At 47.9% G+C, this 23,806-nt stretch carries 19 protein-coding genes; 9 read left to right on the forward strand and 10 right to left on the reverse strand.

The features are described 5' to 3' along the window. Window positions 1-79: 79 nt before the first annotated feature. Window positions 80-1,069, forward strand: coding sequence for a carbohydrate porin (locus OCV37_RS07875; RefSeq protein ID WP_038179821.1), 990 nt, complete (start codon window positions 80-82; stop codon window positions 1,067-1,069). A gap of 181 nt (window positions 1,070-1,250) precedes the next feature. On the opposite strand, the gene hxpB is transcribed toward OCV37_RS07875, so the two are convergent. The 3 genes from hxpB to hrpA form a co-directional block, all read right to left on the reverse strand. Beyond that, entirely contained in the window at window positions 1,251-1,898 is a 648-nt protein-coding gene (hxpB, locus tag OCV37_RS07880) for a hexitol phosphatase HxpB (protein ID WP_038179819.1), read from the reverse strand. 105 nt (window positions 1,899-2,003) lie between these two features. Then, complete coding sequence (locus tag OCV37_RS07885) at window positions 2,004-2,486, reverse strand: outer membrane beta-barrel protein (RefSeq protein ID WP_038179817.1); 483 nt, start codon at window positions 2,484-2,486, stop codon at window positions 2,004-2,006. Between the two features lie 159 nt (window positions 2,487-2,645). Next, window positions 2,646-6,566 (reverse strand): ATP-dependent RNA helicase HrpA, encoded by a 3,921-nt coding sequence (gene hrpA / locus OCV37_RS07890; RefSeq protein WP_038179849.1) that lies wholly within the window; start codon window positions 6,564-6,566, stop codon window positions 2,646-2,648. A 188-nt stretch (window positions 6,567-6,754) separates the two neighbouring features. Here hrpA and OCV37_RS07895 point away from each other — a divergent pair, with 188 nt between their 5' ends. Continuing rightward, window positions 6,755-7,132: a VC1380 family protein gene (locus OCV37_RS07895; protein WP_038179847.1), complete on the forward strand. Its 378-nt coding sequence runs from the start codon at window positions 6,755-6,757 to the stop codon at window positions 7,130-7,132. A 23-nt stretch (window positions 7,133-7,155) separates the two neighbouring features. Here OCV37_RS07895 and OCV37_RS07900 read toward each other — a convergent pair whose 3' ends face one another. Both OCV37_RS07900 and OCV37_RS07905 read right to left on the reverse strand, forming a co-directional pair. Continuing rightward, the gene (locus OCV37_RS07900; RefSeq protein ID WP_038179816.1) at window positions 7,156-8,217 is read right to left on the reverse strand and encodes an NAD-dependent epimerase/dehydratase family protein; all 1,062 of its coding nucleotides are present in this window, start codon (window positions 8,215-8,217) and stop codon (window positions 7,156-7,158) included. A 3-nt stretch (window positions 8,218-8,220) separates the two neighbouring features. Beyond that, on the reverse strand, window positions 8,221-8,811 hold the full coding sequence (locus OCV37_RS07905) for a TetR/AcrR family transcriptional regulator (protein ID WP_051680444.1): 591 nt from the start codon (window positions 8,809-8,811) through the stop codon (window positions 8,221-8,223). A 423-nt stretch (window positions 8,812-9,234) separates the two neighbouring features. Between OCV37_RS07905 and OCV37_RS07910 the strand changes: the two genes are divergently transcribed. The 3 genes from OCV37_RS07910 to OCV37_RS07920 all read left to right on the forward strand — a co-directional run bounded on the left by OCV37_RS07910 (window position 9,235) and on the right by OCV37_RS07920 (window position 12,463). Further along, complete coding sequence (locus tag OCV37_RS07910) at window positions 9,235-9,684, forward strand: tellurite resistance TerB family protein (protein WP_038179814.1); 450 nt, start codon at window positions 9,235-9,237, stop codon at window positions 9,682-9,684. A gap of 294 nt (window positions 9,685-9,978) precedes the next feature. Further along, window positions 9,979-11,388, forward strand: coding sequence for a 30S ribosomal protein S12 methylthiotransferase RimO (gene rimO / locus OCV37_RS07915; protein ID WP_038179813.1), 1,410 nt, complete (start codon window positions 9,979-9,981; stop codon window positions 11,386-11,388). A gap of 190 nt (window positions 11,389-11,578) precedes the next feature. Further along, a complete protein-coding gene (locus tag OCV37_RS07920) occupies window positions 11,579-12,463 on the forward strand; it encodes a DMT family transporter (protein ID WP_038179811.1) in 885 nt (294 codons plus the stop codon). Between the two features lie 5 nt (window positions 12,464-12,468). On the opposite strand, the gene OCV37_RS07925 is transcribed toward OCV37_RS07920, so the two are convergent. Then, on the reverse strand, window positions 12,469-12,999 hold the full coding sequence (locus OCV37_RS07925; RefSeq protein WP_038179810.1) for a 3'-5' exonuclease: 531 nt from the start codon (window positions 12,997-12,999) through the stop codon (window positions 12,469-12,471). 209 nt (window positions 13,000-13,208) lie between these two features. On the opposite strand from OCV37_RS07925, the gene OCV37_RS07930 reads away from it, so the two are divergent. The 3 genes from OCV37_RS07930 to OCV37_RS07940 are packed head-to-tail and all read left to right on the forward strand — an operon-like array spanning window position 13,209 to window position 18,483. Next, window positions 13,209-13,829, forward strand: a complete 621-nt coding sequence (locus tag OCV37_RS07930; RefSeq protein ID WP_038179808.1) for a DUF2760 domain-containing protein — start codon at window positions 13,209-13,211, stop codon at window positions 13,827-13,829. Beyond that, window positions 13,829-15,685 (forward strand): Hsp70 family protein, encoded by a 1,857-nt coding sequence (locus tag OCV37_RS07935; RefSeq protein WP_038179806.1) that lies wholly within the window; start codon window positions 13,829-13,831, stop codon window positions 15,683-15,685. Before OCV37_RS07930 ends, OCV37_RS07935 begins: the two co-directional genes overlap by 1 nt. 2 nt (window positions 15,686-15,687) lie before the next feature. Further along, complete coding sequence (locus OCV37_RS07940) at window positions 15,688-18,483, forward strand: Hsp70 family protein (protein WP_038179804.1); 2,796 nt, start codon at window positions 15,688-15,690, stop codon at window positions 18,481-18,483. Between the two features lie 138 nt (window positions 18,484-18,621). Here OCV37_RS07940 and OCV37_RS07945 read toward each other — a convergent pair whose 3' ends face one another. From OCV37_RS07945 to queE, 3 genes are all read right to left on the reverse strand, one after another. Then, window positions 18,622-19,290 (reverse strand): hypothetical protein, encoded by a 669-nt coding sequence (locus tag OCV37_RS07945; RefSeq protein WP_038179802.1) that lies wholly within the window; start codon window positions 19,288-19,290, stop codon window positions 18,622-18,624. A 1,396-nt stretch (window positions 19,291-20,686) separates the two neighbouring features. Continuing rightward, the gene (queC, locus tag OCV37_RS07950; RefSeq protein WP_038179798.1) at window positions 20,687-21,388 is read right to left on the reverse strand and encodes a 7-cyano-7-deazaguanine synthase QueC; all 702 of its coding nucleotides are present in this window, start codon (window positions 21,386-21,388) and stop codon (window positions 20,687-20,689) included. 9 nt (window positions 21,389-21,397) lie between these two features. Further along, window positions 21,398-22,066 (reverse strand): 7-carboxy-7-deazaguanine synthase QueE, encoded by a 669-nt coding sequence (gene queE / locus OCV37_RS07955; RefSeq protein WP_038179843.1) that lies wholly within the window; start codon window positions 22,064-22,066, stop codon window positions 21,398-21,400. A 214-nt stretch (window positions 22,067-22,280) separates the two neighbouring features. On the opposite strand from queE, the gene OCV37_RS07960 reads away from it, so the two are divergent. Beyond that, complete coding sequence (locus OCV37_RS07960) at window positions 22,281-23,087, forward strand: Cof-type HAD-IIB family hydrolase (RefSeq protein ID WP_038179796.1); 807 nt, start codon at window positions 22,281-22,283, stop codon at window positions 23,085-23,087. Window positions 23,088-23,206: 119 nt separating this feature from the next. Here the strand turns inward: OCV37_RS07960 and OCV37_RS07965 are convergent, their stop codons facing one another. After that, window positions 23,207-23,677, reverse strand: coding sequence for a GNAT family N-acetyltransferase (locus tag OCV37_RS07965; protein WP_038179795.1), 471 nt, complete (start codon window positions 23,675-23,677; stop codon window positions 23,207-23,209). Between the last annotated feature and the right edge of the window lie 129 nt (window positions 23,678-23,806).

Raw genomic sequence — 23,806 nt, forward strand, 5'->3', positions numbered from 1 at the left:
TTGGATCCCCCAGCAAAGAATAAGTGTGGCTAAACCACTCATGGGGATGAAAAATTTGAACTTTTTACGGAGTATAACGATGAAAACAAGTGGTATTTTGAAACTATCAGCTGTTGCCCTATTCACTTCTGCAGCCCTCAATGTTTATGCAGGAACCAGCGTGACGAATGAAATGGGAACCTTTGCGATCCACGGTGATGTCGAGTTTAATAATGACTATCGTAACCAAGAGACAACGGGGCCCGACACAACCACTTATGATCAAAATGGCCGCCTTTTGATTGGTGTTTCCGGTACGCGGGATGTGGGCAGTAATGGCTATATCAATGCAAATGCGGAAACCTTACTGCATTTGGATGGCGATATTACTGCCGATGATGCCTGGATTGCCATTGGTGAGAAAGCCGATTGGGAAATTAAAATGGGCCGTTTTGAAGCATATGACTTATTCCCGGCGGGTCAGGATACGTTTGTGAATTACGCGCAAGATGTCTATATGACTAAGTATGCCCGGGGACGCAGTGATAACGGCCAGATTAATCTTTCCAAAACGACTGAACGTGTCTACTTCGAACTTAGCACCAACTTTATGGCCAATGATGACACCAATAAAAACGCAAGAAATAATGCCGTATTTCTTCGCCCGGTCGTCGCGGCCGCACTGACTGACTCACTCAAATTAGCCGTCGGTGCAGAAGTGAATGTAACGGCTGATGCCGAAGATGCAGCCAACGATTTTTCCGGTTATGGTGCAACCCTGAATTATACAACGGGCGATTTCAATATGAACGTGAGCTATGCGACTCGTGACTTTGATGACACCACCAACCAAGAAGATACCACTTACGGTGTGAACGCTCAGTATCAGAATTTCTTTATTGCTTATGTCTATGGCGAAACCGATACGGGAAAAACTTCGAAAAGCACCACGGTCTATTCCTCGTATAAGTTCGCCAATATTATGGATGTGGAAGACCTCGCGCTGTACGCTGGCGGCTATTATTCGGACGTAAAAGACTCAGACAAAACCGATAGTGGTTTACGTCTGCGAGTCAAATATCTCTTCTAACTAGCTATCTGTCTAAATAGCGATTTGTTGTCTAAATAAATTTGTTGTCTAAATAAATTTGTTGTCTAAATAAATAGCTATCGGTTCTAAATTAATACAACACTGCCTGTCCGCCCTACCTCTGTGGTCACCGATTCGGTTCGGTCACAGAGATAAGGCGGATTTTCTATTGGGCGAAGATTCAGTTGATCAACGGTATGATTTCTTCCAATGAATGAAAGCATTGATCGGCGAGTGTAAAACGAGGGTCCGGATGGTGCTCGTTCACCACAAATGTGGTCATCGAAGCGGCTTTAGCGGCGATCATCCCGGTGACACTGTCTTCAATGACCAAACACTGCTGAGGCGCAACGTCGAGTTTATGGGCTGCACTTAAATAAACTGCAGGATGCGGTTTGCCATATGCTTCATGATCGGCACTACAGATTTGACTGAAATAATCTTTGATTTCCAGACGCTCAAGCACGGCCTGAATAATTTCCGGCCCCGATGATGTAGCCAGTCCGATACGATACCCGGCCTGTTGTAATGTCGATAACAGTTGATGAACACCGGGCATTGCACGGCCATGCTCTCTGACCTGCACAATCAGCTTTTGTATGATTTCCTGTGCTAAAATCGCAGGGTCTACCTCTAACTGACAGCGCTGGCACCAAATGGCAGCGATGGTATCCAAACGTTTTCCCATGGTGTACTGAATACATTCCTCGACCGTAATCTCAGCACCATATGTCGCCAGCGTTTCAATCTGCGCCTGCCGCCAAAAGGGTTCTGAGTCAATTAATACCCCATCCATATCAAAAATAACTGCGTTATATGGCAATGCCATCTGCTCTCTCTCCTCTATTTGTCGGGATTTCAAATTGTCGGAATTTGAAATAGAAAAAGCCAGCAAAATGCTGGCTTAACTTGATCAATCAAGAATGGGGAAAACTTAAAGAAAATGGAATGTTGCATTCAGATTGAAAGTTTTCATGTCATCATCACCCATGACATAAGTCTGATAGCTTGCACCAAAGGAAACCGGCCCCATCAGGAAATATTCCGCACCGACACCGTACATGATGTCAACACCATCATCCACTTTGGCACCATTGACTTTTTCATCCCAGAAATGCAAGCCACCTTTGGCATAAATATGCAGCGGACCAAAATCAATGCTGGGCTTCAGAGCGAGATAAGCAGATGTCGCCTTGGTTTTATTGGCCGGGGAAACATCAATTTCTTCAAATTTGGTAAACCCACCTTCCACACCAATCAATGGCAGGATCCCAGTCCCGAGGTGAATATTGTAGGCGGTTCCATGTTCACCTTTAAAGTCAGATTGTCCAACGGAAGCACCGCCATAAATCCATGAATCTGCAAAAGCAGACGTTGATGCACCCAACAGTGCCAATCCAATTAATGTTTTTTTCATGATGAACCTTCTCTACTGTTTTTCATCGGTGACCATACAATCAAATATAATCAATACCATCAGTGATCATGACTCAAGCGGTATAAAATTGCCGATGCTCGTCAAAAAATCAACAGGATTTTCTATAATAGTTTGTCATATGCAAAAATCGAACCTGAATTAACACTCACTGATTGCATTGATGATTCGCTTATCAGATACCGGGTAAGGCGTACCAAGTTGTTGCGCAAAGAAGCTCACCCTTAACTCTTCAATCATCCACCGGATAGCCTTAACCGACTCAGGAATCGGCGCACCTTTCGGAATTTTGTTGAGTAACTCCCGGTAATCTTGTGTCACCGATTCGATTTTCAGCATATGCAGGCGATCTTTGTTCGGATCAATGGGTAGTTTTTCCAATCTGCGCTCGATAGCCTTCATATACCTTAGGATATCCGGTAGCTTTTTCCAACCACACTCCGTGGCAAAGCCTTTGAAGATCAAGCCCTCAATCTGTGCTTTGATATCAGAAAGTGCAAACGCCATCGTAAAATCAACTTTTCCTTTCAGCTTTTTGTTGATTTGGTACGCTGTGGTCAAAATTTCTTCCACTTGCTTGGCAATATCAACCACCGTATCGCCCAACTCAGCACGCACATACTCTTTCAACGCTTCAAACGACTCAGCCTGCCAGACCAATCCGCCCTGCTCATCAATCAGTTTGTCGATGCCACAGGCAATACAATCATCAATCAAATCCAATACTTTGCCGTATGGGTTGAAATAGAGCCCGAGTTTGGATTTATTCGGTAGATTGGTATGCAGATATTTCACGGGTGACGGCACATTAAGCAAAATTAAGCGTCGCTCTCCGGCGCGCATTGCGCGTTGCTGCTCCTGCTCAGTCTCAAAGAGCTGAATCGCGACACTGTCTTTTTCATCAACCAGAGCCGGATAGGCGCGCACCTCAAAGCCACCTTTTTTCTGCTGATAAACCTGAGGTAACTCCCCAAAACTCCAGGTATGCAGACCTTGCTGTTCGATATCATCATCAGCCACCTGCGAGAGGGTTTCTTTCACTTTGTCTTTCAGGCTCTCTTTAAGCGCAAATAAATCTTTGTTTTCTCGTAATTTTCGATGCCGATGGTCAACCGCTCGGAATGTGATTCGCAGGTGATCCGGGATCTGGTCAACCTGCCAGTCTTCCCGCAGAATCGTCACACCGCTCATTCGCTTCAGCTCTTTTTCCAATGCGTCCAATAATGGTAGTTCCATCGGTGTTGTCCGGGCTAAAAAAGCATCCGCATAGTTCGGTGCCGGGACAAAATTCTTGCGCAATGTTTTCGGCAACGATTTGATCAAATTAACCACTAACTCGTGCCGTAGCCCCGGAATTTGCCAGTCAAAATCCACTGGCTCAATCTGGTTCAAGACCGGCAGTGGAATATGAACCGTGACACCGTCACTATCATCACCGGGTTCGAACTGGTAACTGAGCTTGAGTTTTATACCATTCTGATGCCAGAAATTCGGGTAGTCGAGCTCAGTCACATGGCTGGCATCGCCTTTGAATAACATCTCTTTTTCAAAATGGAGCAACTCGGGATTCTCCCGGCTGGCCTTTTTCCACCACGTATCGAAATGGCGGCCGGAAACCACCTCGGTGCCGACGCGCTGATCATAAAACTGAAACAAGGACTCATCATCGATCAGAATATCCCGGCGTCTCGATTTATGCTCCAGCTCTTCAACTTCTTGTAACAGCTTGCGGTTTTGCTTGAAGAACGCGTGTTTGGTTTCCCACTCTCCTTCAACCAAAGCGCTGCGAATAAAGATTTCCCGGCTCAGAGTCGCATCAATCGTTCCATAGTTCACCAGCCGTTTGGCAACAATCGGTACACCAAACAAGGTGACTTTTTCATAAGCCATCACCGCCGCACGTTTTTTCGACCAGTGCGGCTCACTGTAGCTGCGTTTGATCAAGTGTTGTGCCAGCGGTTCAATCCATTCCGGCTGAATTTTTGCGACCACTCTGGCCCAGAGTTTTGAGGTTTCCACCAGCTCGGCTGACATCACCCATTTCGGTTGCTTCTTAAATAAACCGGAAGCCGGGAAAATATGAAACCGCGCATTTCTCGCACCGTGGTACTCTTTCTCTTCCTGATCTTTGATCCCGATATGAGACAATAATCCCGCTAAAATCGAGGTATGTACCCCCTGATAACTGCCGGGCTCGTCATTCAGCTTCAGCCCCAGATCATGCATACTCTGATGCAACTGGAAGTAGACATCCTGCCATTCGCGAATACGCAGATAGTTCAGATAATCACTCTTACACTGGCGTCGGAACTGGTTTCCGGTCAGCGCTTTCTGCTGTTGCTTGATGTAATCCCATAAATTCACAAAGGTCAGGAAATCAGAATCTTCATGGTAAAAACGGCGATGTTTATCATCGGCAGACTGCTGTTTGTCTGCCGGGCGCTCGCGGGGATCCTGAATTGACAAGGCTGAGGCAATAATCATCACCTCTTTGAGACAGCCCCACTGCGGTGCTTCGAGCACCATACGGGCCAAACGTGGATCAATCGGCAGACGCGAGAGTTTTTGCCCAATGGCGGTCAGGCGCTTTTTGCGTTCCTGAGACTGGGCCTGAATCGCGCCTAACTCTTCAAGAAGACGGACACCATCTTGAATATTGCGTTTATCCGGGGCTTCAACAAAAGGAAATGCTTCAATGTCACCAAGCCCTAAGGCGGTCATCTGCAAAATGACCGATGCCAGATTGGTTCTGAGGATTTCCGGGTCGGTAAATTCCGGACGCGACTGAAAATCGTCTTCGGCATAAAGGCGGATACAGATCCCGGCTTCAACCCGGCCGCAACGTCCTTTCCGCTGGTTGGCGCTGGCCTGAGAAATGGGTTCGATCGGTAACCGCTGGACTTTAGTGCGGTAACTATAACGACTGATCCGGGCGGTTCCCGGGTCAATCACGTATTTGATGCCCGGAACGGTTAAAGAAGTTTCAGCGACGTTGGTCGCCAAGACAATCCGGCGGCCACTATGGGGCTGAAAAATCCGATTCTGCTCACCGGCGGAAAGACGCGCATACAACGGCACAATTTCGGTATGTTTCAGATTGCGCTTACTCAAAGCATCTGCCGTATCTCTGATCTCGCGCTCGCCGTTCATAAAGATCAGAATATCCCCCGGCCCCTCATCACTGAGTTCATCGACCGCTTCAAAAATCCCTTCAAGCTGATCACGATCACTGTCATCTTCTCCGGCTAAGGGGCGATAACGGGTATCGACCGGATAGGTCCGGCCGGAAACTTCAATAATCGGCGCACCGTCAAAATGCTGAGAGAAACGCTCAGGATCGATCGTTGCGGAGGTGATAATCACTTTCAGGTCAGGGCGCTTTGGCAACAACTGCTTTAGATAACCGAGAATGAAATCGATGTTCAGACTACGCTCGTGGGCTTCATCAATGATAATCGTGTCATACTGATTGAGGAATCGATCATGCTGAATTTCCGCCAGCAGTATCCCGTCAGTCATCAGTTTAATCTGTGTCTGATCGGAGATTTGATCATTAAACCGCACTTTATAGCCGACAAAATCTCCCAGTGAGGTTTGGGTCTCCTCAGCAATTCGGGTCGCAACCGAACGAGCGGCCAAGCGACGCGGCTGCGTATGACCAATGACCCCGTAAGTACCACGCCCCAGTTCTGCACAGATTTTCGGCAACTGGGTGGTTTTTCCTGAACCGGTTTCCCCCGCGACAATCACGACCTGATGGTTTTCAATCGCTTGTGCAATATCATCTCGTTTCTGGCTGACAGGCAGAATTTCCGGGTAATCTAACACCGCGGTGGTTTGTTTACGCAGCTCGGCAGCCATCATCGATTTGGCAATATCCTGCGCAATTTCATCAAAAACAGCCTGTTTGGCGTTGGAATTCTTGATATTACGGGCGCCCTGAATCCGTTTGTTCAGGCGGAAGCGATCTTTCAGCATGCATTCGTTCAATGCATGACGCAGTGTTTCCGGGGTATTAGGCTGTGCCTGAGGCGGTTGGGTATGTGGCTGTGACGAGGTCAAAGCGAATCCTACTGTATACTTGATTAAAACTGGCCGGATTGTATCACTGTCAGGCCATGACACCAAAAACTCCTTGATTTTCATCACCCGTCTGACCAGACAGTTCTCAATCCAATCTGATGCAGGCTTACCATTTTTGATGTATATTTCGTTTGATGTCAGACATGCAGGATGAGACCTTAGATAACGTGAAAGCTTCTGAATTCATTCATATACTTAATGCCCTGCCCAATGATCCGGAAATCGTGACCGGAGAAACGTGGCTACCGGAGCGTTTATTACAGGTCTCCTATCTCGACGATTTGTTATTTTGTCAGTTTGATAATGCCCCGGAAGAGATTGAGGGTGAAGAAGAAGGCAGAGGATTCGTCGACCATGAACTGACACTGCTAAAAAGTCATATCATGCAGATCTTTCTCGAAAAAGCCCCGCTGGAACATAAGCGAGATGCCATTCTGGCTCTGATTCTTTATGCCCACGAGCACTCTTCATCCGATGTTGTCGAGATGCTTGAACAGCTCAGTCTGCAAGAAAGTCGTTTACAGGAAAGCGATCAAGACATTTAATCCCCTGTCAGCGGCATGTGGGGCTAGCGCTCCAGTTGCCCTGTTTCAATCAACTGAGCAAAGAAATCATTCATCGTCACCGACAGCGGCCGGTATTTAAGCCCTAGTTCGCCAATACTTTTGGTATTGTTGCCTTTCCAGGTGTACCCCACATTCTGTGCAATCGTTTTTCGGGTCATTGCCGGGTTGAGCATCGGCCCCACGAGCCAGACCAGAAACTTCGGCAGCACCCGTTTCGGCAAGGGATAATGCTTGCCATACTTGGGCTGGAGTTGTCGGGCCATTTCAAGGAAAGTCGTATTGTAACCGGAGATAATATACCGACCTTGCGCATGGGCGGTATAGGCGGCAGAGAGGTGCGCTTCAGCGACATCCCGGACATCCACCACACCTATCCCCCAGTCCGGCACACCGGCTTTCATGGTGCCATCCCCCATCTGACGAATGATATGAAAACTTTCAGAGGTCATATGAGGATTAATCGAAGGTCCCATGACTAAAGAAGGATTAATGACAACCAACGTCCATTGCTTTTGATTCTGCGCGATACACCATGCTTCTTTTTCAGCTTCGGTTTTGGAATAAGAATATGGATTATGATTCAGAGAGCTGGAACGGTTCCAGACTTCTTCTGTCACCACACCATGCTCTAAATCAGACAAATCGGCGTTGTCGCCATAAATGGCGGCACAACTGCTGGTCAGCACAACCCGTTGCACCGAAGGGGTTAACGTCGCTTGCGTCAAAACATTTCGTGTCCCCTGAACGGCAGGCGCAATCAGTTCATTTTGCGGATCATCGACCAACAGTCGAAATGGTGACGCGGTATGAAAAACCACCCGACAGTCTTGCATGGCCTCGGCGTAAGAGCCGTCATCGAGTAAATCAGCCTGAAAATAGCGAATGGTGCCCGGCGCAGTCCGGGCAATCCGATTGAGATGTTTGAGTTTGTCCTGATCCTGCACATTCCGAACCGTCGCGTGTACTGTCACGCCGGATTCAAGTAAGCGTTTAATCAGCCATCCCGCCACATATCCTGTGGCGCCGGTTACCAATACCGGTGATTTTCGGTCAATGCGATACATGATTTAATTGATCTCATCTACACTGGATAAAGACGTTGCAATTCCGCGCCAATACACACGAAATGCCTCCCGAAATATCATTTCCATCTCATGCCGTGAATATTGCTTGCGATTGGTATAAACCACGAGCGAATGCAGATAACTTTGTGCATTGATACATAGCAATTCAGGCGGCAACGGATGCAGGATGCCGTTCTCCTGAGCATCACTCAGTTTTTCGATCATCGGCTCCCATAGCTCTTCTGCATATTGACGTGCGGTTTCACCTAATAGTTGAGAAGAATTCAACACATCCAAAGCCCGATATTCTGTCAAATGGTCATAGGACCAATTGGCAAAAGTCAGCCATTGGGTAAAACAGACATCGCGGACTGAAGCAGAGAAATCGACATGGCTCAAGATCACATCTGCCATATTGCGTTTAATGAAGAGATAAACATCATCAATCAGCATTTGCTTGGTTTCAAAATGATTAAACAGCGTGCCATTGGAAACACCGGCTTCTTTGGCGATGGCCGCCGTTGAGACCCCGACGCCCTCTTGCGCAAACAAACGAATCGCAGCTTCAATAAGCTGAAGTTTCTTGGTGTTCATCAAAAACAATATCTTTAGAGTGACTAGTCACTCTAAATTAATCCAAGATCACGGTCTTCGTCAACTGATATATGATTGAGAATTATTCCCATTTAGGTACCACCCTAGACTTCCCGTTGTCATCCTCGATACAGTAAACCAGCTACCGATGTCGGAAACGCTGAAAATGAACCGGATCGCCCGCCGGTGGTCAAAATAAAAAAAGAGGCTTCAATGTACCTTGTTAACCGTGACGTACCTTGTCAACCGTGACCAACCGACCGGATGATATTGCGTCAGATGACATGATTTAGGATGACATTGCTGACCTTGCCCAAATCCACTTGGCTATAAAACAATCAATATCGACGGGATCACATTTATTTTCGCATGATCCTATGATATTTCTTACGGCTGATAATCAAGCGCTTCTGTGAGGAAAATATGTTTAATACCATTACATCGCTTTTTAAAGAACTCCTTGAAGGTCAGGATCTCGGTCATCATGAAGACAGTCCGCAACTGGCTATTGCTTGCCTGCTGACGGAAGTATCCGGTGCTGATCACGATATCTCTCAGCCAGAAAAAGATGCGCAAACTCAGCTGCTGATCAAACTGTGTCAGTTAACTCAACCTGAAGCTGACAATCTGTTAAAGCAGGCAGCACAACAAGTCAAAGAATCGGCTTCCCTCTATGATTTTACATCTCAACTGAGAACGTTATCGCAGGAAAGACGTTTTGAACTGATTCACGCGATGTGGGAAGTTGCCAATGCCGATAACTATATCGATCCGTTTGAAGATGCAGTGATTCGTAAAACCGCAGAACTGCTATATGTCGATCACAGTGAATTCATCCGGGCAAAATTAAGTGTCACCGAGCATAAATCTTAGCGTGTCATACCTTGGCGCGTTATCGCCCGTGATTGATGGCCACATTCTTATCACGATCAATGCCATCCACCGATATTTATCAACGGACAGAAGTCGGACAACCGAAGCGACTTCTTCTGTTCAATTTCTACACGTCCGTTATAATGTGTCCCCTTTGATCACTGGATGACAATACGGTGGATTTTCCGCTCATTCAGAATCCATAGAAAGCCACGATTTGAACCGTGATTGGTCACATCGCAGTGTGACAGCGATGACCATCGATAACAGACGATTAGGTAGCAAAATAAAGCAATGACAGTCAATACTTATACGCCAAATCAAACCACGACTCTGGATACAGCGCAGAAGACGCTGACGCAGCAAGAAACCATGAATCAATCGGTGTCAGGCAACAAAATCGGATTTGTCTCTCTCGGATGCCCGAAGAATCTGGTTGATTCCGAGCGCATTCTGACCCAGTTACGCACCGAAGGATATGACATTGTCGGCCAGTATCAGAATGCGGATCTTGTCATCGTCAATACCTGTGGTTTTATTGACAGTGCTGTTCAGGAATCACTGGATGCGATTGGTGAAGCGCTCAATGAAAATGGCAAAGTCATCGTGACCGGATGTCTCGGCGCCCGGGAAGATGAAATCCGGGAAGTGCACCCGAATGTGTTAGGGATTACCGGCCCGCACGCTTACGAAAATGTACTCGAACATGTGCATCAGTTTGTGCCTCGCCCAACCCACAACCCCTATATCAGTCTGGTACCGGATCACGGCGTCAAACTCACACCGAAACACTACGCTTATCTGAAAATCTCAGAAGGCTGCAACCATCGCTGTACGTTCTGTATTATCCCTTCCATGCGCGGTCAGTTAGTCAGCCGCCCGGTCGGTGAAATCATGGGTGAAGCGGAACGGCTGAAAAACGCTGGCGTGAAAGAGTTACTGGTGATCAGTCAGGATACCAGTGCCTATGGTGTCGATACCAAACACAGTCTGGGGTTCTCAAACGGGACGCCGGTGAAACAAAATATCAAAGCGCTGAGTGAACAACTGAGTCAATTAGGCATTTGGGTCAGACTGCATTATGTCTATCCTTATCCGCATGTGGATGACATCATTCCATTGATGGCAGCAGGAAAAATTCTGCCCTACCTCGACATTCCGTTCCAACATGCCAGCCCGCGTGTTCTGAAAATGATGAAACGTCCCGGTCAGGCCGAACGTACGCTGGAACGGATTCATAAGTGGCGTGAAATCTGTCCGCAGCTGGTGATTCGTTCCACCTTTATCGTCGGCTTCCCCGGAGAAACAGAAGAAGATTTCCAAATCTTATTGGATTGGCTGCAAGCGGCACAACTTGATCGCGTCGGCTGTTTTAAATATTCACCGGTTGAAGGTGCAACCGCTAATGAGCTGGCTGAGCAGGTGCCAGAATCCGTCAAACAAGACCGCTATGAGCGCTTTATGGCATTACAACAAGCTATCAGTACCGCCAAGCTACAAGAGCGTATCGGTCATCAGATGCAAGTACTGATTGACGAAGTCGATCAGGAAGGTGCGATTGGCCGTACTTATGCTGATGCCCCGGAAATCGATGGTGTGGTTTATCTCAACGGTGAAACCCGAGTCAAGCCGGGAGATTTGGTCACGGTCACGATTGAACATGCTGACGAATATGATCTGTGGGGCAGTCTGCTCGCTGAATAAACTGAATCAGCGACAACCCCTAAGCGCCGGGAGGCTGAGAACGTCGTCAGATTTTTCTCAGCCTTGAGGGCGGTTCCCCCTCGATAGCGTAATCGTTTTACTCAAGAATGATTCTTTTTACAAAAGCAGCAACAGGCGCTATGCTGCTTTTTCTTTTTTTCTTTTCCTTATAAAAGAAGGATTCCTGAAGATGTGGATTCTTGTGACCCTCTTTGCGGCAACTTGCCAATCTCTCCGAACCGCTTATCAAAAAACGCTCTCTCAAGAGCAAGGATTTTTACACGCAACGATGGCCCGCTCGTTATATGGCTTACCGCTCGTGAGTGTCTATCTATTCATTTGCTGGCATGTTATCGGTGCCGTCACATGGCCTTCTCTCGGGCTGTTTCTGGGCTATGCATCGGTCTGTGCGATTGCGCAAATCCTCGCGACTTATCTGATGCTCCGGGTGTTTCAGTCCGGCAGTTTTGCTTTGGGAACTCTGCTGGCGAAAACCGAAGCGGTTCTGGCAGCGCTGATCGGGATCCCGCTACTGCATAATTCATTGAATTTCACCGCGTGGAGCGGGATTGCACTCGGGGTGATCGGCACGTTAGTGATGAGTGTACGACTGAGCAATTTACGACATATGCACAAAGATATATCACTGCTTGCCGGATTGGGCAGCGGCTTGTGTTTTGCCGTCACATCGGTGACAGCGTCACTGGCAAGCCATTCACTGCAAGGCTCGATTATTACCAGTGCAGGCGTGACTATCTGGTATGTGCTCGCCTTACAATCCGTGCTTCTGTGTAGCCTGCAAATTTATCGCAGCCGTGATTGCTTCGCGCCAGTAAAGCGCTCTTTCCGGCTCAGCACTAAAGTCGGGATTCTCAGCTCACTGGGATCGATTGGTTGGTTTACCGGATTTGCCCTGATCAATCCGGCACTGGTCAAAACGCTGGGACAAATCGAAATTCTCGGGACGCTATATTTTTCCAAACGGCGTTTTAATGAACAGATGACATTGCAACAATGGATCGGTGGCAGCATGATCGTCGGCAGTGTGATTCTGGTTGCCGTCGCGACCCTGTGAGAAACCTATAACATGGTCAATGCCAGTTTCGCGAGATTATAGGCGTCAACATAACCGGAATGCTGGCGTCCTTCCCATGCGATTCCTGCCGCTTCTTGAGCCGTCCGGTGTCCGATGCGACGTTCTTTCATTCGATGCTGAATCCGATACAAGGTTGCCAGATTAATAAACTCATGAATCGGTGACGCAATCCCTTTTTGTTCACACTCTTGCCGTAAGATCAGATCATCTCTGCCCCACGCCAGATAAACTTTATTGGTTGAGCCAAAGTTTTTGATCATCGATTGAATCACGTCTGCCAGTGGCCGCCCCTGTTTTTCTAGTTTGCGCGGCGTGATACCGGTCAATTCGGCACAAAACAGCGACACTTCATCCTGTTCCGGCTGAACATAATACTGGGCTCTTTTGACGATTTTTCCCTGATCCAGTGCGATTTCTGCCAAACCGATTTCAATAATTTCTCCGGTTGTCCCGACCCCGTTTTCATGCCAGCAGCACATTTCCAGATCGAAACAGACCACACGATTGCAGTTCATAACCTATCTATCCCGTCTTTCGCTCAAACCGGTGATCATAATCGAATCATCACAAAAAGCGAATCCCGGATACACCCCCGAGAACAGGATGCACAAATATTCAGCGAACAAGCGTCTGATGGCTGTAAATCCAATGCCTGATACATGGACTTATGGCCTTTTGTGTTAATATTTGCGCCATTATTTTTTAATGTAGCAGAGAATTGCATATGACCTTCGATCTAAACACCATGCCGACCAGTTTCGACATGCTTCATGCCATTCTGGCCCTGTGTGCCATCATTCTATTGATTGTCGTGATCAGCCGCCGGGCAACCGTGGTTGAGAAAATTGTTGAGAAGCCAGTCGAAAAAATCGTTGAAAAACCGGTTGAAAAGATTGTCGAGGTGGAAAAAGTCGTTGAAGTAGAAAAAGTTGTCGAGAAAGTTGTCGAATCTAAACTGGCCACCGCATCAACCGACGCTGCATTACAACTCCTTGCCCTGTTGCAGAAAGAAGCCCGCCTGATCGATTTTCTCAATGAAGAGATTATCCATTACTCTGATGAAGAGGTCGGTGCGGCAGCTCGGGTGATCCATAGCGGTGGAAAAAAAGTGCTGGATGACTATTTGCATCTGCAACCGATTCGCGATGAAGCAGAAGAAACCCGGATCACCGTTGCAGCCGATTTTAATCCGCAGGCCATTCGACTGACAGGCCATGTCACCGGTCAAGCCCCTTATCAGGGACTGCTGGTGCACAAAGGCTGGCAGGTCACAGCAATCAACCTTCCTCAAATCGCGCCGGACTATGATGTCTCGATTGTCGCGCCGGCAGAGGTAGAGCTGTAATGGAACAACATGCGCGTTACTGTGTCGGCATCGATCTCGGCACCACTCACAGCGTGCTGTCTTATGTGGATATGCATGCAGAAACCCCACAAGTGACAGTATTGTCGATCCCGCAAATGACCGCGCCGGGCACGGTTGAATCCCTGCCTCAGTTAGGCTCATTTGTTTATCAGCCCCATGAGCATGAAATGTCTTCCAGCGCCCGGATTCTTCCCTGGAGTGATGAACCTCAGGCGCTGGTTGGTGCAATCGCCCGCAATTTGGGCAGTAAAACCCCGATTCGCCTCATCGCCAGTGCCAAATCCTGGCTCTGTCATGGCGGCATCAATCGCCGTGATGCATTTCTGCCGGCTGGCAGCCCGGATGATGTTAGTAAACTGTCGCCGCTACAGGCCAGCGAATTGTATCTCGAGCACTTACAAAACGCTTGGAACCACCAGTTCCCAGAATTCCCCTTAGCGGAGCAGGATGTCACGATTACCATTCCGGCGTCATTTGATCCCGCCGCCCGTGATTTGACCGCAGAAGCCGCCAAAAACGTCGGTCTGAGCCGCCGGACACTGCTCGAAGAACCGCAGGCCGCACTCTACAACTGGATTGATGCCAATGGTGAAGCATGGCGTGACCGCGTCACAGTCGGTGATGTGGTGCTGGTGGTCGATATCGGGGGTGGCACAACCGACCTGTCGCTGGTCGAAGTCAAAGAAAATGACGGTCAGTTAGTTTTAGAGCGAGTTGCCGTTGGTGAGCATATTCTGCTGGGCGGTGACAATATGGATCTCGCCCTGGCTTATCGTTTGAAAATGAAGCTGGCACAAAATGGTCAAACGCTGCAAGCATGGCAAATTCAGGCAATGACGCACGCTTGCCGCGATGCCAAAGAAGCCTTGCTTCATGATACCGACCTCGCCGCGGTGCCGATTATTGTACCGAGCCGCAGCTCAAAACTGTTTGGTGCAACATTAAAAACCGAACTCACCCAGCAAGAAGTCCGCCAGACGCTGGTTGATGGCTTCTTCCCTCAAGTCGGTATCGATGAATTGCCTCAGCAACGCGCCCGTGGCGCTCTGACCCAAATGGGACTGCCCTATGCACAAGATGCCGGCATTACCCGCCACATTGCCGCATTTTTAACCAAACAAGCGGGAGGCACTACCGATGCCGATCCGATGATGGCATTTGGCACAATTCCCGGAATGGATCCCCCCGAAACACCGGCGTTTATCCAACCCAGTGCAATTTTACTTAATGGCGGAGTGCTCAAATCAACACTACTTGCAGAGCGATTACTGGCAACCATCAACCGCTGGCTGACCGATGCCGGCGCTGAATCCGCCCGCACCCTGACCGGGATTAATCTTGATCTGGCGGTGTCTCAGGGCGCTGCATATTACGGTGCCGTCCGTCAGGGCAGCGGCGTCAAAATTCGCGGTGGATTAGCCAGTGCTTATTATGTCGGGATTGAAAGTGCCATGCCCGCGATTCCGGGGATGGCTCCCCCGCTGGAAGCGATGTGTGTTGCTCCCTTCGGTATGGAAGAAGGCGCGAGTGTTGCCATCAGTCAGCGTGAATTTGGCTTGGTGATCGGTCAGCCGGTCAACTTCCAGTTCTTCGGTTCTACCGTGCGACGTGAAGACGCCGCAGGGACACATCTCGAGACTTGGTCTGCGGATGAATTACAGGAACTCCCTGAAATTCAGGTGACTTTACCGGTCACCGAAGGCCGCCAAAACGGTCAGATTGTGCCCGTAACCCTTGCCGCCCGGGTAACCGAAGTGGGCACCCTGTATCTGGAAGCGATTGCCACGGATAACGGCCAAACCTGGCATGTTGAGTTTGATGTACGCGAAGGATAACTATGGCGACCCAACATTATTTAGTCGGCATCGATTTAGGCACAACCAATACGGTTGTCGCCTATTGTGAAAACGGCCCCGATTTATCCGATTGTCCGATTCAATTGTTTGACATTGATCAGCTGATCGGCCCGGGAGAAGTCGCCCGGAAACCAACCCTGCCCTCATTCCGGTTTCATCCCGCAGCCGGGCAATATCATCCGACCGATGCCTCTTTGCCTTGGACACATCAGCCTGTTGCCGGGGATTTCACCCCGGTGATTATCGGTGAATGGGCGCGGGAGCTGGGCGCGCAAGTCGAAGGGCGTCAGGTCGTCAGTGCCAAAAGCTGGTTATCGCATCCGGCGGTTGATCGCTACGATGCAATTCTGCCCTGGTCAGCCGCGCAGGATGTCGAGAAAGTTTCCCCCCTGATCGCCAGTGCCAGTTATCTCAATCATATTCGTCAGGCGTGGAACTATCATCATCCGGCTGACCCGCTCGAACAACAGGACATCGTTGTCACCGTCCCGGCTTCATTTGATGAAAGCGCCCGCAAGCTTACCTTAGAAGCAGCTTCGCTGGCGGGATTACCTCATGTCAGACTCCTTGAGGAACCACAGGCGGTTTGTTATGACTGGTATAACTGTTATCAGGCACAAGCAACAGCCCGACTCAAAGATGTCTCTGCCATTCTGATTTGTGATGTCGGGGGCGGCACAACCGATCTCAGTCTGATTGCCGCCACATTAGTACAGGATACATTGCAATTAGATCGGGTCGGAGTCGGAGAACACCTGATGCTGGGGGGCGATAATATCGATCTGGCACTGGCCCATCTTGCCGAGCAACAGTTGACGCAGCAACGCCAGAAGTTAACCACCGCCCGCCTGAGCAAACTGATCCAGCAAACGCGCAAAACCAAAGAAAGTCTCCTCACAACACGCTCCCCCGAGTCGGCTAAAATTACGGTACTGGGTAGTGGTTCAAAATTACTGGGGGGCACCCAAAGTATTACCCTTGATAAAACCCAAGTTCAGCAAGTCGCCTTAGATGGTTTTTTCCCGCATACCACGGCTGATACCCTGCCCGCACAAAGAAAAGGAGCCGTGCTTGAATTCGGCCTGCCTTATGCTGCCGATCCGGCGATTACCAAACATATTGCTGCTTTTCTGGCACAGCACCCGGCTCTAACCCGAACGGCCCAAGACACCCCGGCACCGCTGGGGCTGTTGCTCAATGGCGGCGTATTCAACAGTGATTTGATCCAGCAGCGGCTGATCGATATTTTGTCAGACTGGACCGGACAACCGGTCATTCACCTCGACAACCCTCACCCCGATTTTGCGGTAGCGCTGGGGTCGGTCGGTTATCTCAAAGCCTGCCGGGGCTCACAGCTCAAAATCGGCGGCGGCGCTGCACGCTCTTACTTTCTGCATTTAGAACAGCGTAAACAGCAATCCGCTCAGGCAATCTGTTTATTAGCCAAAGGCACCGAAGAAGGCCATGAGATCCGTTTGTCGAGTCGCCGCTTTTCGCTCACGCTCGGCGAGCCAGTTCGCTTTAATCTGCTGACCACACGCCAAGATAGCCTTGATGGAGAATCTCCGATTCAAAACGGGCAGCTGATCGATGTAGAACCGGAACAGTTTTCCCCCCTGCCCCCTTACATTACCTCGCTGGAACGGACCTCTGAACAGACGCTGGCCGCCAATCAAAAAGAGCGTGCTGAAGTTTTTCTGTCTACCCAGCTGACACCGGTGGGCACCTTAAAGCTCGAATGTGTACAGGTCGGCAACGAGCAGCAGCGCTGGCAGTTAGAATTTGAAATCCGTCATCAAGCCCATCATACAAACACCGCATCATCTGATGTACCGGGGCTTGAACAAGCCGGTGAGCTGATTACTGGCTTATACAGTGGCAACAAAAACAGTGATCTTCAGGCCAACCCGCGCACCTTAAACAAATCTCTGGCACGGTTGCTCGGTGACAAAGATGATTGGGATATCGCCACGAACCGGCAGTTATTTGACCGATTCGCACAAGGTAAAAAAAGACGCCGTCGCTCCGAAGCCCATGAAAATAACTGGCTACGGTTTGCCGGGTTCACGCTGCGTCCGGGATTTGGCGATCCGGTCGACGGATGGCGTATTGATCAAGTCTGGCCGCTCTACCAACAGGGGATTCAGTTTCAGACCCGCCAAAGCTGGAACGACTGGTGGACCTTCTGGCGGCGGGTCTGCGGTGGCCTCAATCAGGCGCAACAAGAGACACTGCTGGCCGATATTGCCAAATACCTCCATCCCGGTGCTCATCACAACAGTCAACAGGCGAAAGCCGCTCAAGACAAAGGCTATGAGTCCATGGTTCGTTTAGCGGCTTCACTGGAACATCTCGAACCAGAAGATAAAAACTTACTCGGTAACTGGTTTATCAAACGAGCCTTGAGTCAGCCTCAATATGCTCAGGCGCATTGGTGGGCTGTCGGTCGTCTGGCGTCGAGAGTGTTACTCTATGGCAGCCGGCATAAAGTGATCCCGAAGGCCCAACTCAATCAATGGCTGCCGGAATTACTGCAACAAGACTGGAAACAAGAACCGATGATCGGTTTTGCCGCAATGATGATGTCCCGGAAAACCGGAGATCGGGAAGTGGATATTGCCGATGACCTGCGCGAGTCAGTGTCCGTAAAACTGAAACAAAGTAAAGCACCGGAAAGCTGGTTGGCCCTGCTTGATGAGATGAGTGCGGTCTCAGAGAGTGATTCGAAACGGATCTTCGGTGAAACCTTGCCGAGTGGCTTGCGTTTAATTCAGTAAGTCAAAGGGCTACATAATCATTGCCACGACACAGAAATGAGTCATGGTTGGAGTGAGGCAAACATCAACCGAACGGGCTTTCACGTTCACGATCGGCAAAACCCGGGCGAAATCATTCGCCCGGAATCAATCAAGATCTTATTTGACTGAATGACGTTTGAGTAACTCTTCTACAACTTTGGTGTCCTCTTCGAGAACCGTCATGCCTTTGATTTCAGGTACGCCAGCCCCGGTGAAGATATCGGCACTCAAGGTACTGCGATCCATATAACTTACCGGACCACTGATGCTGAGTTGCGAAGACTGTTCTTTTTGTGCATCAGCCACTTCTGCCGCACTGTTAACAACCGTCAGCCTTGCCGCTGCAATGTTGTTATCCTCATTGCTCTCTTTCACGACCTGACGATAATCAGCATATAAAACAATCAGATAATCATCTGCAGGAAGTGACTCAGGGATAGGAAGCGTGAAGCTATATTTCGAACCATATGGGAGTGCAATCGGAAGTTCACCGAAAACACCCAACGGCTGACCATTCGTATCGGCAAGCAAAATACCTAACGTTGGTGCAGGCCCCGATGTCTGCGGACAAGATGTGGCAACTGTCGTCACAACCGAGACTTCGCCACCCGCAACAACCGTTGATGGCGAGAGACTTCCTGAAGCGATCAGCCAGTCAGGGAGTGTACAACTGGCGACTGTCGGCGCTTGAGTTGCAGATGCATGCTCTTGTGACGATGCGATTGCCACTTGACTACTGATACCAACTGATGCGATTAACGCTGCAAATAAAGGTGTTAATTTCATAATATTCTCTTCCGTTTTTATAGGCTAATTTTGTTAACATTCATTTCGATTCAATTATGAAAGACAAAATAAAATTAAATCAGAATGTTCATATATGAAATAATCACCAGTGACTCAAATACCGGTCACAGCGAATTTTTCAACGATCAACAGACTGAATACAATTTAATATTTTTTGACTTTCTAACACCTGCCGTCATTCTATATTTTTATTCTAACCAAAGAATAAATAAAGCCGATATAAAACAGGCAAGCAAATATATTATGGATGAAAATATACGCATCACAATGCATAACCGATCATTTGTTGTATAAAAATAATAAATGAATTGAAAAATGAGATGATGATCCAACTCTATTCGAAATACTGTTTATAATGCTATGAATAATAATATTCACCGATTCAATATGAAATCTAAATGCATGAATTATTATAATATGACTCACTCAATATTTACATGCCCTTTGATAAATATCTTTTTGATTATAAAAATAATAATTTTTACCTACCCCTGTATTTCAACTGTTGATGGGCCGGGTCGGCTCATACGGAGGACATGACTCAAACAATCCCAAATCACAGCGGTTTTGTTGTCGATATCGGCAACTAACCCTTGTCACACGCAACAATCATGCTATCGAACCGAATCTGGGCTCCCCATGAATATTCAGTGCAATGAATATAGCAAGCAGGTCAACTTATTTCAGATAACGAAATATGAAAATTGTATTATTACCAAATAGACAATATTCAGATTATGGGTCAAATCGTTCACTACATGACTGATTAAACTGACGCTTTTCTTTATTGTTTATATAAAATAACGCCCTACATCGCTAAAAACAATTGAATAAAACCACCAATAATAACGCCATGAACTCGATAATCGTATATATGTCCCGTCTAAACCATCAATGTTATTTTATCTCACTAAATAAGCGCGAGACTTTCGACAATATATTTATACACCCACCAGATGGCTTATAAATTGCTATGTAGTAATCCATGATATTATTGATACAAGATTTAATATAAAAATATATTTTGACTCACTTTTATAATTCAGTCCCTCTCGATATGAAAATAAATATTTTGTTAGTTATTTTATTTTGCCCATCGAACATCATGAAATTGTTTCAAAATATGACAAGTCAGACGATGAAATAACAGATACTCAGGAAGGATAGTTTGACCATTCAGCAAGATGTGCCTGACCTTTCCGGTGGGGATGCGACTGAGAAAGAGGCATGAACAGAGAAAATTCACCGCTCACTGACTTTGATGTCAGAGCGTCAATGACAACACATCGCGCTCTAACCATTACGACACGACAATGACTATCGCGACAATGACGATCACGACCATCATGGTAGCAGCACTCATGATCGCCCGTGATTATCGCGGCGTCGGCGTGGCTCGCTTGTCTAAATAGGCTTGTTGGACTAAATCTCGGTTGTTCAGATATTCATCCAATCCGGCTTGTCTTAAGTGACAGGACGGACATTCACCGCAACCATCCCCTATCACACCGTTATAACATGTCAGTGTCTGACTTCTGACTAGCGCCAATGCATCATAATGATCGGCCATTGCCCATGTTTCTGCTTTATTGAGCCACATGAGCGGTGTGACAATTTTCATCTCTCGATCCATCCCTTGAACCAGCGCCCGGTTCATCGTCTGGATAAATTCGTTACGACAATCCGGATAACCTGAGAAGTCCGTTTCACACACACCGGTAATCACTGATTCAGCTCCAATCTGATAGGCATAAATGCCTGCCAACGTCAGGAACAGGATATTGCGGCCGGGCACGAATGAATTGGGTAAGCCATTGTCCTGTAACTCATGCGAAACCGGGATATCGTCTCGTGTCAGTGAACTGATCGCTAATTCATTCAGCAAGCCGACATCCATCACTTTATGGGCTTTCACACCTAACTGATCCGCTAATTGACGTGCGGTCTCAATCTCAAGCCGGTGACGCTGTCCATAATCAAAAGTAATCGCATGAACTTCATCATAAGTTTGCAGCGCTTCAACCAGGCAAGTGGTGGAATCTTGTCCGCCACTGAATACAACAACAGCTTTTTTCATAACAATTCCTCAGGCAATACACAGATACTTATGCGTCTGAATCGATAAACGCCAATTGCGCTCGATACACACTTCAATACATAACTCAGTCGCTCGTGGTTTCTGGCTAATCGGTTGTAAAGCAATGATTGTATCATCGGCAACCGGAGTCTGGTGCAGTAAATGATCGAGCTGCTCAATATCCTTACGGGTGCCGACAGGATGCTTTATTTCGTTCGCTCGCAGAAGCGCGCTCTCCAGTACAGGCAAGCGACCTTTCATCGCAATTTTAGGGGACACGGTCACCCATGTCTGGGCTGATGCCCGAATCTCAGCCGTGCCGCTGGTTTCAATCTGACACTGACATCCGATAGCTTCAAAAGCTGCGGTTAACGTCGTCAGATCATAAAGACACGGTTCTCCGCCGGTAATCACAATATGTTTCGCGGTATAGCCTTGCTGATGATAGCAATCAACCATCGCTGCTGCGCTCATTTGACACCAAAGCGGATTATCCTGAGTTTTAACGATAATCTCTTCAACGGCACGTTGATCCTGCGGCTCCGTTTCCCAGGTCTGCTTGGTATCACACCAGGCACATCCCACCGGGCATCCCTGTAACCGGATAAAAACAGCAGGCACCCCAGTAAAGACACCCTCACCCTGGATAGTTTGAAAGATTTCATTGACTCTATAAATACTCAAAATGAATCCTAATTCAGCGGTCATATTATGCGAGTCGCAGACCTTAATAGAAGCTTGTCAGAAGGTCAAATTATACCTGAGGTTATACTTGTATTTGTTCGGAAACTCCCTCATATTGGTGCATCTCGGGGGATTCATCCCATGGACAGAACCCCAAACCACTTTTTATTTTTAGTCCCACATTTTCTGAAGTTACTGGTGATAAAGCATGTATAAATTGATTGGACTCGACATGGATGGCACCCTGCTAAACAGTCAAAAACAAGTTTCAGCCCGCACTCAAGCTGCTATAAAAGCAGCCAAAGACCAAGGTGTCCAAATCGTTTTGTCCTCTGGTCGGCCGATTGAAGGGCTGCGTGCTTATCTTGATCTGCTCGGATTGAACCGCGAGAACGACTATGTGGTTCATTACAACGGATCGTTTGTCGAAAATGTGCTGACCGGGGAAATCATTCGCCAACAAGTTGTCAGCGCTGCCGATGTTAAAATGATTGGCCGCACGGCTCAGGCACTCAATGTCAATACGCATGCTTTCAGCCAAAAACTGGGGCTGATTACACCGAAAAGCTCTGAATACACCCGTCTCGAAGCACAAATCAATGGTATCGATATTCATGAAGTCGATTTTGAGACACTGGATGATGATCATCCGATGATTAAAGCGATGATCGTGGATGCACCGGAAAAGCTGGCTCAAGCCTATAAAAACTTACCTCAGGCTGTCGTCGAACGATTTACCATTGTGCAAAGCGCACCTCATTTTCTTGAGTTTCTGAACCCGCAGAGTAATAAGGGATTGGGCATTCAGGCGGTAGCCGAACGTTTAGGGATTCCGGCACAACAGGTGATGTGTATCGGGGATGCCGAAAATGATCATCACATGCTCGAATATGCAGGTCTCGGGATTGCGATGGGTAATGCCATGCCGCAAACCCAAGCAATTGCCGACTACATTACCGCGAGCAACGATGAAGACGGTGTGGCACAAGCGATTGAAAAGTTTGTGCTGGCGTAAATACTCATCTGCCACATAGTCCACCGCCGCAGCTAAGCCAATGCCTACGAATCATCGCTGAAGGGCATAGATTTGAGTGAACCATCAAAACGCCGGAGAGGGTTTATCTCCGGCGTTTTTTAGCGAATTCCCTTTCTCAGACAGTGAATGTGGTGGCTGAATCCGAGCTTCTGATAGAGTTTGATGGCTGGCTGATTAAAATCCCACACTTCAACAAAAACTTGTTGCACGCCATAGTCATCAAATTCTCGCTCTATACGCTGTAACAGCTGACTGCCGATCCCCTGTCCGCGATAGGAGGGAAACACATAAAATTCGTCAATACTGCCCATCAATACCGGTTTGCTGACGGAAGAAACTAAATCGGCAAAATGACCCGAGACAAAACCGATACAGTGATGTTCACTAAGAGCGATAAACACTAATCCTTCCGGGGAATCTAAATAATCAGTAATTCGCTTCTCTTGCATCACCGCCTGTGCCGACTTGAAGTGTTGCGGACAAGCCAAGTGATGCTCATTGTGTAACTCATACATCATTAGTTCAAGAACCTGGAGATCCGACGATTTCGCCAACCGAATATTAGCCATAGCTGCCTCAGACAAGAGATAGGAATATGGCTAGTTTATACCTGACACACTCTCAGGTAAAAAAATAACATCGAAATCAAGCCACAAAAGGGATATCGTTTGTCCGTCCCCTTTTGCAGCAGAATGAAT

The organism is Vibrio rhizosphaerae (genome assembly GCF_024347095.1).
Lineage (GTDB): Bacteria > Pseudomonadota > Gammaproteobacteria > Enterobacterales > Vibrionaceae > Vibrio > Vibrio rhizosphaerae.